General features: G+C 67.2%; 16 protein-coding genes and 1 pseudogene. 13 read left to right on the top strand and 4 right to left on the bottom strand.

Features of this window, described 5'->3' with window-relative positions:
- Both B2K11_RS20130 and B2K11_RS20125 read right to left on the bottom strand, forming a co-directional pair.
- A partial coding sequence (locus B2K11_RS20130) for a beta-propeller fold lactonase family protein (RefSeq protein WP_163620878.1) occupies positions 1–586 on the bottom strand: 586 nt, incomplete at its 3' end.
- A gap of 16 nt (positions 587–602) precedes the next feature.
- On the bottom strand, positions 603–1889 hold the full coding sequence (locus tag B2K11_RS20125) for an adenylosuccinate synthase (protein ID WP_163620877.1): 1287 nt from the start codon (positions 1887–1889) through the stop codon (positions 603–605).
- Here B2K11_RS20125 and B2K11_RS20725 point away from each other — a divergent pair.
- The 10 genes from B2K11_RS20725 to B2K11_RS20075 all read left to right on the top strand — a co-directional run bounded on the left by B2K11_RS20725 (position 1879) and on the right by B2K11_RS20075 (position 8349).
- The gene (locus B2K11_RS20725) at positions 1879–2268 is read left to right on the top strand and encodes a nuclear transport factor 2 family protein (protein WP_163620876.1); all 390 of its coding nucleotides are present in this window, start codon (positions 1879–1881) and stop codon (positions 2266–2268) included. The two genes, B2K11_RS20125 and B2K11_RS20725, sit on opposite strands and share 11 nt — an antisense overlap.
- A gap of 133 nt (positions 2269–2401) precedes the next feature.
- Positions 2402–2551 (top strand): hypothetical protein, encoded by a 150-nt coding sequence (locus B2K11_RS20115; protein WP_163620875.1) that lies wholly within the window; start codon positions 2402–2404, stop codon positions 2549–2551.
- A gap of 107 nt (positions 2552–2658) precedes the next feature.
- Positions 2659–3693: a DUF4037 domain-containing protein gene (locus B2K11_RS20110; RefSeq protein WP_163620874.1), complete on the top strand. Its 1035-nt coding sequence runs from the start codon at positions 2659–2661 to the stop codon at positions 3691–3693.
- Between the two features lie 102 nt (positions 3694–3795).
- Positions 3796–4179, top strand: coding sequence for a DUF1254 domain-containing protein (locus tag B2K11_RS20105; RefSeq protein WP_163620873.1), 384 nt, complete (start codon positions 3796–3798; stop codon positions 4177–4179).
- A gap of 320 nt (positions 4180–4499) precedes the next feature.
- Positions 4500–4673, top strand: a complete 174-nt coding sequence (locus B2K11_RS20100; RefSeq protein ID WP_163620872.1) for a hypothetical protein — start codon at positions 4500–4502, stop codon at positions 4671–4673.
- A gap of 69 nt (positions 4674–4742) precedes the next feature.
- Positions 4743–5273 carry a VOC family protein gene (locus tag B2K11_RS20095; RefSeq protein ID WP_163620871.1) on the top strand — a complete coding sequence of 177 codons (531 nt, stop codon included), beginning with the start codon at positions 4743–4745 and terminating at the stop codon, positions 5271–5273.
- The gene (locus tag B2K11_RS20090; RefSeq protein ID WP_163620870.1) at positions 5270–6082 is read left to right on the top strand and encodes a MerR family transcriptional regulator; all 813 of its coding nucleotides are present in this window, start codon (positions 5270–5272) and stop codon (positions 6080–6082) included. The genes B2K11_RS20095 and B2K11_RS20090 overlap by 4 nt, the downstream gene beginning before the upstream one ends.
- 281 nt (positions 6083–6363) lie before the next feature.
- Positions 6364–7314, top strand: coding sequence for a manganese catalase family protein (locus B2K11_RS20085; protein ID WP_163620869.1), 951 nt, complete (start codon positions 6364–6366; stop codon positions 7312–7314).
- A gap of 130 nt (positions 7315–7444) precedes the next feature.
- Entirely contained in the window at positions 7445–8065 is a 621-nt protein-coding gene (locus B2K11_RS20080; RefSeq protein WP_163620868.1) for a GNAT family N-acetyltransferase, read from the top strand.
- Positions 8066–8142: 77 nt separating this feature from the next.
- The gene (locus B2K11_RS20075) at positions 8143–8349 is read left to right on the top strand and encodes a dodecin family protein (protein ID WP_163620867.1); all 207 of its coding nucleotides are present in this window, start codon (positions 8143–8145) and stop codon (positions 8347–8349) included.
- 14 nt (positions 8350–8363) lie between these two features.
- Here B2K11_RS20075 and B2K11_RS20070 read toward each other — a convergent pair whose 3' ends face one another.
- Positions 8364–8756 carry an ester cyclase gene (locus B2K11_RS20070; protein WP_163620866.1) on the bottom strand — a complete coding sequence of 131 codons (393 nt, stop codon included), beginning with the start codon at positions 8754–8756 and terminating at the stop codon, positions 8364–8366.
- A 63-nt stretch (positions 8757–8819) separates the two neighbouring features.
- Positions 8820–9062 carry an RNA-binding S4 domain-containing protein gene (locus tag B2K11_RS20065; RefSeq protein WP_163620865.1) on the bottom strand — a complete coding sequence of 81 codons (243 nt, stop codon included), beginning with the start codon at positions 9060–9062 and terminating at the stop codon, positions 8820–8822.
- Between the two features lie 109 nt (positions 9063–9171).
- On the opposite strand from B2K11_RS20065, the gene B2K11_RS20060 reads away from it, so the two are divergent.
- From B2K11_RS20060 to B2K11_RS20050, 3 genes and pseudogenes are all read left to right on the top strand, one after another.
- Entirely contained in the window at positions 9172–9552 is a 381-nt protein-coding gene (locus B2K11_RS20060) for a Rid family hydrolase (protein ID WP_163620864.1), read from the top strand.
- 16 nt (positions 9553–9568) lie between these two features.
- The gene (locus tag B2K11_RS20055) at positions 9569–10408 is read left to right on the top strand and encodes an alpha/beta hydrolase (protein ID WP_163620863.1); all 840 of its coding nucleotides are present in this window, start codon (positions 9569–9571) and stop codon (positions 10406–10408) included.
- Between the two features lie 35 nt (positions 10409–10443).
- Positions 10444–10699, top strand: a pseudogene (locus B2K11_RS20050) (HNH endonuclease); the annotation flags it as partial.

Genomic DNA, 10699 nt, shown 5'->3' with positions numbered 1-10699 from the left:
CATCGGCATCGGCATCGGCCTCGTCGGCGCCGTCGTGATCGGGCACGAGATGCGCATACTCGGCTCCCGCGGCTTCGCGCAGGGCGCGGGCCGCGGCGACGAGGTCGATGTCGCCGGCCGAGGCCGGGGCGGACGCGGCGTCGGGCCCGTACGGGTCGACCGCCGCAGGTGCCAGGACCGGCGACGACGGCCGGCCCGCGGCATCCAGGTCCATCCGGACCACGCGGCCGTCGCCCCAGCAGCTGGCGATCAGGACGCGGCCGTCGGGCGACACCGCCACATGGCACACCGCCTCGCCGGCCGCGACGGGTGCGCCGAGCGGCACGAAGGTGGCGTCGCCGGTGCGGCGGAACGCCTGCACCTGCCGGCGCTTCTCGAGCGCCGCGTACACGACGTGGCCCTTCGTCACGCTCCCCGATCCCGGGTGCGGCGCGAGCCACGACGGCGAGTCGGTGGTCGCGACGTCGCCCGCGAACGCGAGCGCGCCACCGGCGGAGGCGTCGTCGGGCGCGCCGGCGAGCAGCATCCCGATCCCGCTCCCGCGGCCGTCCATGTCGGCGGTGTAGCCGCCCAGCAGGAATCTCATCGGAGCCGCAACCGCGTCAATCGACGAGGTCGTGGCGGACGATGACCGCATCGCGCGAAGCGCCGACGCCGATCACCGAGATGCGCGTGCCGCTCATCGCCTCGAGCGCGAGCACGTACTCCTGGGCCTCCCGGGGGAGATCGTCGAAGCTGCGGGCGCCGGAGATGTCGCGCTTCCAGCCGGGGAAGTACTCCAGGATCGGCTTCGCGTGGTGGAAGTCGGACTGGTTCACCGGAATCTCGTCGAACCGCTCGCCGTCCACGTCGTACGCCACGCACACGGGGATCTGGTCGAGGCCCGTGAGGATGTCGAGCTTGGTCAGGACGAGGTCGGTGATGCCGTTGATGCGGGTCGCGTAGCGCGTGATCGGCGCGTCGTACCAGCCGACGCGACGAGGGCGCCCGGTCGTGGTGCCGAACTCGAAGCCGCGCGAGCGCAGGAAGTCGCCGTTCTCGTCGAAGAGCTCGGTCGGGAAGGGCCCCGAGCCGACGCGCGTCGTGTAGGCCTTCACGATGCCCACGATGCGGTCCAGGCGGTTGGGGCCGACGCCCGAGCCGGTGGCGGCGCCGCCGGCGGTCGCCGACGACGACGTGACGAAGGGGTAGGTGCCATGGTCGACGTCGAGCATCGTGGCCTGGCCGCCCTCGAACACGACGACGTCGCCGGCATCCAGCGCCTCGTTCAGCAGCAGCCCGGTGTCGGCGACCATCGGCCGCAGGCGCTCGGCGTACGAGAGCAGGTCGTCGACGACCTCGTCGACCGTGATCGCACGGCGGTTGAAGATCTTCACCAGGAGGTGGTTCTTCTGGTCGAGGGCTCCCTCGACCTTCTGGCGCAGGATGTTCTCGTCGAAGAGGTCCTGCACGCGGATGCCGACGCGGTTGATCTTGTCGGCGTATGCGGGACCGATGCCCCGGCCGGTCGTGCCGATCTGACGCTTGCCGAGGAACCGCTCGGTGACCTTGTCGAGCGTGCGGTGGTACTGCGTGATGATGTGGGCGTTCGCGCTCACGCGCAGCCGCGACGCGTCGACGCCTCGCGCGTGCAGCGCCTCGAGCTCGGCGAACAGCACCTCGAGGTCGACCACGACGCCGTTGCCGATGACCGCGTTGACACCGGGAGACAGGATGCCGGAGGGCAGAAGATGCAGCGCATACTTCTCGTCGCCGATCACGACCGTGTGGCCGGCGTTGTTGCCGCCGTTGAACTTGACCACCCAGTCGGTGCGCTCACCGAGGAGGTCGGTGGCCTTGCCCTTGCCCTCGTCTCCCCACTGGACTCCGACGATCACGATGCCTGGCATGGGCTACTCCCCCGTTATCGGACGGTTACACCCCATCCTATCGGGGCGACGCCGACACGCCCTCTGCGGGCGGGGTTCCGGCCCGGCGGTTTCGCAGCGCGGCTTTACCGCGGCCCTGTACGGCGCGTGCCCTCAGTGTGCGCCCGCGGAGACCTTCACACACCTCGAGCAGAACTTCTCCGACTGCACGTCCTACACGTTCGAACTGCAGGCGTACGACGTTGTGGATGACATGGCCTATACCGCTGGCCTGGAGCACATCTCAACTTCGGTCAATGGCCAGCCGCGTAGTTTCACACTGCGGGCCACTCAGGTGTACCGCCGAGAAGGCGGTGCGTGGAAGGTCGCTCATCGCCACGCCGACATGGTTACCGAGTAGCTGAACCCCGCGCGGCTTAAGCTGCGTCACTGAGCGACCCTGCCGCGCGCGCATTGCTGTTAGCTCTGCGGATATGCTCGCCGCAGGAGGCAACATGTCAAGCGACGGCCAACACGTTCATCCTGGATCGGACATGGACCTCGCCATTGACCGGGCACTCGAGGCAGCCAAACTTCGGGCGGGGGATGCCTCCACGACATCTACCGCCGTTGTCGGACACCCGGAGCCTTTCGCCGTCGAGGTCGATGGCGATGCCGGTGCCGGTGCCGCGGACGGCGACTAGCCGGGTCCAACTCCCGCTGCCAAGAGAGTGCGCTGCAGGGGGCTCTCATCTGCGCGCCAGACGACCCACGTTCGCACGCGATCAGTCGAGTCGTGCAGGATCGAACCGTGAAGCAAACCGGCTGGAGCGGCGTCGATCTTGCGCGGCACTACCACTCGGATCTGGTGCGCCCAATACTCGCGGAGCGGTTCCCTCACCTCCCATATGCTGCGGGCCGGGTCGGCTCGGGCTCCGACGTCCTTGGATTCGATGACGTCACCTCCCAAGACCATGACTGGGGCCTCCGACTGAACCTGTTCGTACCGGCCGACGCCGTCAACGAGGTAGACCGAGAACTCGAGCGACAGCTTCCCGAAACGTACGAGGGACTCCCGACCCGCTTCGCATTCACCGGTCAGACCGAGCGCCGCCACCACGTGGACGTCACCTCAGTCTCCGAGTTTCTTGACGCACGCCTGGGCTTCGACGCGCGCACAGACCCGTCCGTCGAAGACTGGCTGTCGCTCACCGGACAAGCCGCACTCGAGGTCACCGCCGGTCCCGTGTTCATTGATATCGACGGAGCGCTCATTGCGACCCGGCATGCTCTGGCCTGGTACCCCGACGACGTTTGGCGCTACATCCTCGCGTGCGACTGGATCCGCCTCGCGCAGGAACTCCCGCTGATGAGCCGCGCCGCCGAGGTCGGCGACGAAGCCGGCGCTCGCGTCATCGCCGCCCGCCTGACTCAGATCACCATGCACCTGGCGTTCATGCTCGAACGACGCTGGCCGCCCTACGCGAAATGGTTCGGCACGTCGTTCAACAGCCTCACGCGCGCGAAGGAACTCGGCGAGCCGCTCAACAAGACGCTCCACGCCGACGACGACGCCGATCGACAGTCCGGCCTCACCCGTGCACTCGAGGCGTTGCTGCGCGAGCAGAACACTCTCGGCCTCACCACGGCGACGCAGGCGATCGTGCCCTTCTGGGATCGACCCCACATCCACCCGAACCCATTGATCGTGAGCCAGCTACTCGGTGGCATCGTTCGCGACGAGGTGAGAACACTCCCGTATGGCCGTGGGTCCGCGGAGCAGCGCACCGACAACGTTGACATCCTCGTCAACGCTCGTGCCCGGGCACTTCTCGTGGCAGGCTAGTCCGCGACCCGAACTCAAACGTTCATGACGACGCTCGCAGAGCGACCGGCTTTCGGCCGGCTTCAGCTGGTGCAATGGTGGCCGCATGGAAACCATCGAGTGGTGGGCGAGGCTGGACTCCGACGCCTCGCCATCGTCGACATCCGCGATGGCGCCACACTGACGCTGCCGGACGCGGGCGAACGGTACATGTCCGTGATGGTGGTCAACGAAGACCACTACATCAACCGGGTCTTCCATTCCGGCGGCACGTACGAGCTCACGACGAGTGAGTTCGACACACCATGGGTACTCGTGGCATCCCGCATCCTGGTCGACCCGGCGGATCGTGCCGACGTTGCCGCGGTCAACACCCTGCAAGACGGGCTGAAGATCGACACCTCCTCCACGGAGAGTTCACGATGCCCGAATACGACAAGGACTCGTTCGAGCCGCGCTCGTCCGGGGCGGGTCTCGCCCTGGCGCGCACCCCTGGCCGTGGGGTAGTCGGCAGACGCGGTGGCGCTGACGGGCGGCAGCGCGGCGATATGGGCCGCTTCGAGCTTGATCAAGCGCAACATGGCCGCTGGGTCGGCTCCGATGTCGGGTTCTGGACCATACGCCCGTGCACGCAGGTCATTCAGCTCACGCGCGACGTCGTCTGCTGCGACGTCAGTTGCTCGTTGCCGTCTGCGCTGAAGCTCGTCGGCCTCGCGCCCGGCCGACCCCCGAGGGGCGGCGTCCATGCCCTCACTATCCGCGCGGGTGCAACATGGCGATAGGAGGGGCTGCGGGTCAGCAGCGCACGACACCACTACCTTGAGGCCATGACCTTCGACTTCTCGGATCCGAATCAGGTGCTCCTGTTCTGGGTGATCTACATCAGCGCCACGATCCTTGGCTTGGTCCTGCTGTTCCTGTTCTGCTACTGGGTGATCCGTCTGGCCGTCGCGCATGGCATGCGGTCGTACCGTCGATGGGAGCGCTCGGGCGAGGGGTGAACGTCGTGGCGACGCGAGATGAGGCGCGAGTTTGACCCTCACGCGACGTGAGGACCCAGAGTGTCTCACGTGGCTGACTACTTCAATGCATTCGAGATGAGCCCCGTTCCGGACGGCCCGGACGCGGTCGCGCCCGATCCGTTCCTCGGCATCTACGCGATGCCGATGTTCGTGAAGATCCGGACGAGGGACCTTAGCGCGTCGACCGATTTCTGGGTACGCGGACTCGGCTTCGTCGACTTGTTCAGCGTTCCTGGACAGATCGTCCATCTGCGACGGTGGGCGTTCCAGGATGTTCTGCTGGTTCCCGCGGACGACCACGCGGCTCCGTCAGCGGCGTCCCCGGTTCAGGTGTTCGTCTCCTGCGTCCTCGGCCAGCTCGAGTCCGTGGCCGCGGCATGTCGACAACTGTCACCGGATTCGGTGACAGGACCGTACGACACGGCCTGGAGAACTCGCGACATCGCTGTCGTCACTCCGGAGGGGGCGCACGTCACGTTCACGGCGGCGACGCCGTTCGCGCCCGACAGCGACGTGGCGCGCGATTTCGCGTCTGTAGGGATCTTCGCGCCGGGAGACTCCGAAGGAGGAGCACAATGACATCAACGGTTGACAGCGAGATCGATGAGGATGCGACGGTCGGCGTCGCCGCCGATCTCCTCGGACTGACCGTGCGCACTCTCCACCACTGGGACGAGATCGGTCTCGCATCGCCGTCCCGCCGTACGCCTGCCGGCTACCGCCTTTACACCTGGGATGACCTCGAGCGCCTCAGCCGGGTCGTGGCGTATCGCGAGGCCGGGCTGGCGCTCGACGCGATTCGTGAGGTGCTCGATGATGCGACCGCGGACATCGGAGGCACGCTGCGCGAGCAGCGCGCACAGCTGGCAGAACGGATTCACGATTTGCAGCAGCTCGACGAACGACTCGAGCGCATGACTGACGCGCACGAGCGCGGCATCCTGATGAGCGACGACGAGCAGCGTGAGGTCTTCGGCGAAGAGTGGGACCCGCAGCAATCGCGCGCGGCCCGCTTCGTCTGGGGACGGTCGAGGCAGTGGGCGCAATTCGCGGAGCGCTCCGCGTCTCGATCACCGGCCCAGTGGCGGGCGCTGTCCGAGGCCATGTCCGCACTCCAGCACGACCTCGTCGATGCGGTGAGCCGAGGCGTCGAGCCGGGCAGCGAGGAGGCGGATGAACTCGCCGAGCGCCACCGGGAACTGTTCTCCAACTTCTTCCCTTTGACGCGACAGATGCAGGTGTGCCTGGGGCGGATGTTCGAGGCCGACCCAGGGTTCTCGTCGTACTACAACGGGATGGGAGACGGCCTCGCCACGTGGTTCCGTCAGAGCATCGACGGATCCGCGCGCCACCACGGGATCGATCCGGATACCGCGACCTGGGAGTAGTTCGCGGCCTCACATGTGCAAGAGGCGCATCGCATCGGTGGCCCAGCTTGCCGATTCGATGTGTCTGCCACGCGGTCGCGGCGAAGACCGCCGCAGGACGGCGCGTGCCGGCATCCGATTGACAATCCTCCCGATTGCTCCACGGTCGTGCCATTCCCCTGCGCACGCGAATTCACGGGGCGGATAGTACGCGTCGCCTGCCGTCGTGTCCATCCCGGTGCCGACCCCGAATGTGGGGCCCGAGGGTGTTCCGTACATTCGCCGACACCGGAGGAGAAGCCATGTACTTTCACCTGCAGAACCTGATCAACCCCATCGAGCAGGACGAGCCAGATCCCGCCGCGGCCAACGCCTTGCAGGAAGGGCTGGGTGGTCAGTTCGGTGAGATGCGCACGATGATGCAGTACCTGTTCCAGAGCATCAACTTCCGCGGCGCCAACGCGAAGCCCTACAAGGACCTCCTCCAGGGCATCGGAACCGAGGAGATCAGTCACGTCGAGTTGATCGGCACGACGATCGCCCGTCTGCTCGACGGATCGCCGGCGTATCAGGGGAAGCCGGACGATCCGGTCGACCAGCCCGGCGCGCGCGGCGCGACCCCGCTGAGCATCGCGCTGGACCACGGGAACATCCATCACTATCTGGTGGGGGCTCAGGGGGCACTGCCGGTGGACGCGGTCGGAAACCCCTGGAGCGGCAGTTACGTCTACAACTCCGGCAACCTCGTCCTCGACCTGCTCTACAACCTCATGCTCGAGTCCACCGGCCGCCTCCAGAAATGCCGCCTGTACGAGATGACCGACAACAAGATGGCCCGATCCACGATCTCGTACCTGATCGTGCGAGACCAGGCGCATGAGAACGCCTACGCCAAGGCCCTCGAAACGCTCGGTGTCAATTGGCGGACCGCGCTCCCGATCCCCAAGACCAGCGCGGAGCGGTTCCCCGAGGTGAAGCGGCTGCTGGACCTCGGCCTCCAGAGCAAGCAGTACTCCTTCGACCTCGGCGACCAGTCCGAGGCCGGGAGGATCTTCCAGGGCCTGTCGCCGTCAGACGACGGCACGCAGCTCGACGCCACCGAGCAGGCGCCCGAGGGCGTGCCCATCCAGATCGCCCCCGAGCGACCCGAGGAGTTCTCTCCCGGCGCCGACCCGGAGCTGCTGGCGCTCATCGAAGCCACCGCGGCGATGGAGATGGCCGACATCGACACGACGTTCGGCAGACTCGGCTGACGCCGGCCTGTCTTTCGGTCACCGATCTCGGTGGGCGGCACGTCGCCGGCCCGCCCGATCGGTGGCCGTGCCACTTGTCGAGGGTCCGAGTTCGGTCCCAGACTGGCTGCACCGACGCAAGGATGCTGCCATGGCCGATGAGACCGTCCCGTCCGGCACGCGCGTGACGACTGCGCACGTGATCAAGCCGCTCACTCCCGAGACGTTCCCGGCGTGGCTGGCGCTCGCGCAGAAGCACAACGGCGTCTGGGGCGGGTGCTACTGCTCGTACTTCCACGGCGACACCGAGCAGACGGTCAAGGACGAGTACGACGGGCCGACGTTCAAGCAGCGACTCGTGGCGGAGGGCGTGGCGCACGCCGCGCTCGTCTTCGACGGCGACGATGCGATCGCGTGGTGCGAGTTCGGCAGTCCGGCCGAGTTGCCGAACATCTACCACCGCAAGCAGTACGACGGGGGCGAGACGCAGCCGGCTCCCTGGCGCATCACCTGCTTCTTCGTCGATCGCGACCACCGACGCTCGGGAGTGGCACGCGAGGCCTTGGACGGCGCGCTCGAGCTGATCGCGCAGGCCGGTGGCGGCGAGGTGGTCTCGTTCCCCAACGAGCTCGCCCCCGGGAAGAGGACGTCGTCGTCGTTCCTGCACAACGGCACGAGGGCGATGTTCGAGAAGGCGGGATTCACGTTCGAGCGCCACATCGGCAAGAGCAAGACCGTGATGCGCAGGACGATCCCCGCGGCCGGCGGCTGACGCCGGGTGGGGCCCTTCCCTACGGACCCGGGCACGATCAGTATGGACTTGTCCGCATCCAGTGATGAGGGGTCAGCATGAGCGTTTACCGAGTGATCGATGTCATCGGCACGAGTGCCTCGTCCTGGGAGGAGGCGGCACGAGAAGCCATCGATACCGCCGCGGGGTCGCTGCACGATCTCCGCGTCGCCGAGGTGACGAAACAGGATGTCGTCGTCGGCGACGACGGGACGCTGCTGTTCCGCGCCCGGATCCAGCTCTCGTTCAAGTACGCGCCGGAGTAACCCACCGGGCTGGACTACTGTCCGAGCTGCGTGCGCAGCTCGAGGCCGTTCTCCGAGCCGGTGAACTCCGAGAACCGCCCGCTCGCCACGCGGTACATCGCGAACTCCGCGACGTTGACGTGGCGCCGGGTCGGCGCGATGCCGCGGAACGTGCCGAGATGCGTGCCGCTGCCGCGCAGATGTGCGGCGAGGCGGTCGTCTTCCACGACGAGCTGGATGCGGCGCCACCGCCAATCCGGAAACCCCTGGAAGAGGTCGGCCATGTCGGCGATCCACGCATCGGCGCCACCAGGCAGGTGCGCCCGGCGCACCGACGGATGGACGAACGATCGGACGGCGTCGAGGTCGTGCCGGTTGCACGCGTCGATGTACTCGGCGTACCACTCGCGCATCTCCCACGACTCCATCCCTTCATTCTCCGCGAGCCGGCTCGTGTTCCAGGCCCCCACCGCTGCCCCGCCCGGGCCGGGTCACGGGCAGACGCGGACCCGGCGCCCCTCGAAGCTGACGATGTCGCCGAGCTGCAGCTGCCGTCCGCGGCGGCGATCGACCTCGCCGTTCACGGTCACATAGCCGTCGATGATGGCCTCCTTCACGTTCCCACCGGAGTCGAGGAGCCCGGCGAACTTGAGGAACTGCCCGAGGCGGATGACCTCACCGCCGATCGGCACATCTTCGATCGGCGCGTCTTCCCTCGGAGCGGGCTTCGTCATCCCCGAATGCTAACGTGACGACCCCTCGATCCCGCCTGGCCTCTGGCACTGCCTGTGGTCTTCTGCCAGCATGCACGGCAGCGGTACCCACTCAATGAGGAGGCTCGCCATGCCCAGGGAGATCATCACCACGTCGGACGCTCCGAGCTCGCCGTTCTACAGTCAGGCGGTGCGTGCCGGGACGCACGTGTACGTCTCGAGCACGGTGGGCATCGACGTGGGCACGGGGACCCTGGCCGGCGACACCATCCAGGAGCAGACGCGCCAGGCGCTCGCCAACTGCGAGGCGATCCTGAAGGCGGGCGGGGCGGGACTGGAGGACGTCGTCGAGATCGGCATCCTCCTCACGCGGCCGGAGGACTTCGCAGGGCTCAACGAGGAGTACGCACGCTGGTTCCCGTCAGCCGCACCGGCGCGATACGTCGCGAAGCTCGGCGTCGAACTGCCCGGGATCCTCGTGTCCATCCGTGCGACCGCCGTCACAGCGTAGTTCCATCACGGCGAACATGACGATGAGGGTTCAGTTCAGCGATACCGCTTCGCTGGCCTACGACGCGGTCGGCACCGGCATCCCGCTCCTCGCCCTTCACGGCGCATACTCGGCGAGGGGCGAGGTGCGCGACTTCCTCGAGCCGATGATCGATGCACGGCCAGTTCGTCGGGTGTACCTCGACCTGCCCGGTCACGGCGACTCCCGCCCCTCATCGGGAGTTCGGCAACCAGATGACGTGCTGGAACTCATCGACCGCCTCCTTGACAGGGAAGCACCGACCGGCAGATTTCTCGTACTCGGGCATTCGTTCGGCGGACACTTCGCGCGCGCGATCGCGGCCCGGCATCCCGACCGGATCGCCGGGATCGCGCTGATCTGCCCGGCCGTTCCCGGGGAACAGCGCATTCCTGCGCCGGCAGTGGTTCGAGACGATCACGTGTCCACTGCACTCGATCCGGATCAGCGGGCCGAGTACGAGGGGTACTTCGTCGTTCGGACGGCGGACACACTCGAGCGATTCCGTCGCGCGGTGTTGCCCGTCGTCGGGGAGGTCGACGAGCAGACGCTGGAGAGCGCGATCACCGCGGGACCGCACGCCGCGGATCCCGACACGGTGGCCGTAGAGACTCCGGTGCTCGTGGTCTCAGGCCGACACGATCATTGGGTCGGCTGGGAACGGCAACAGCGCCTCGGAGATCAATACCCCCGTGCCACTGTCGTGACCGCGGGCGACGCCGGACATGCACTTCCTCACGAGCGCCCCGGTCTCATGGCAGCACTCCTCTCCGACTGGCTCGACGAGATCGGCATCCCTGCAGCAGGCGTGGTATCGAATCTCAGCCCCACCGCCTAGAACCGTGTGTCGTACGTATGTTCTACTGTTGAAGCATGTCATACGACCCCGAACTCGACGATCGGATGCTCCCCGACGAGCTCGATCTGGTCATCGAGGCGGCCGACATGATGACGGTGCTCGCCGCCCAGCGACTGGTGCGGATCGACGCGATGCGGCGTGAGGCGCTTCGCGAGGCGACGCGCAACGGCCGGGTCCTGACCGAGGTCGTGGAGCGCGGCGTGCGACTGGAGCTTGCGGCCGCTCTGCGGATCACCGAGCACGCCGCCGGTGATCTGCTGAGCTTCTCCG

It is taken from the genome of Microbacterium sp. B35-30 (assembly GCF_010634855.1).
Classification (GTDB): domain Bacteria; phylum Actinomycetota; class Actinomycetes; order Actinomycetales; family Microbacteriaceae; genus Microbacterium.
This window is presented reverse-complemented; position numbering and strand designations above follow the sequence as displayed.

Coding starts and splice junctions, on each gene's coding strand:
- B2K11_RS20075 (WP_163620867.1), top strand. CDS start 8,143: ATGAGCGTTTACCGAGTGATCGATGTCATCGGCACGAGTGCCTCGTCC.
- B2K11_RS20055 (WP_163620863.1), top strand. CDS start 9,569: ATGACGATGAGGGTTCAGTTCAGCGATACCGCTTCGCTGGCCTACGAC.
- B2K11_RS20090 (WP_163620870.1), top strand. CDS start 5,270: ATGACATCAACGGTTGACAGCGAGATCGATGAGGATGCGACGGTCGGC.
- B2K11_RS20115 (WP_163620875.1), top strand. CDS start 2,402: ATGGACCTCGCCATTGACCGGGCACTCGAGGCAGCCAAACTTCGGGCG.
- B2K11_RS20070 (WP_163620866.1), bottom strand. CDS start 8,756: ATGGAGTCGTGGGAGATGCGCGAGTGGTACGCCGAGTACATCGACGCG.
- B2K11_RS20100 (WP_163620872.1), top strand. CDS start 4,500: ATGACCTTCGACTTCTCGGATCCGAATCAGGTGCTCCTGTTCTGGGTG.
- B2K11_RS20065 (WP_163620865.1), bottom strand. CDS start 9,062: ATGACGAAGCCCGCTCCGAGGGAAGACGCGCCGATCGAAGATGTGCCG.
- B2K11_RS20085 (WP_163620869.1), top strand. CDS start 6,364: ATGTACTTTCACCTGCAGAACCTGATCAACCCCATCGAGCAGGACGAG.
- B2K11_RS20080 (WP_163620868.1), top strand. CDS start 7,445: ATGGCCGATGAGACCGTCCCGTCCGGCACGCGCGTGACGACTGCGCAC.
- B2K11_RS20125 (WP_163620877.1), bottom strand. CDS start 1,889: ATGCCAGGCATCGTGATCGTCGGAGTCCAGTGGGGAGACGAGGGCAAG.
- B2K11_RS20060 (WP_163620864.1), top strand. CDS start 9,172: ATGCCCAGGGAGATCATCACCACGTCGGACGCTCCGAGCTCGCCGTTC.
- B2K11_RS20725 (WP_163620876.1), top strand. CDS start 1,879: ATGCCTGGCATGGGCTACTCCCCCGTTATCGGACGGTTACACCCCATC.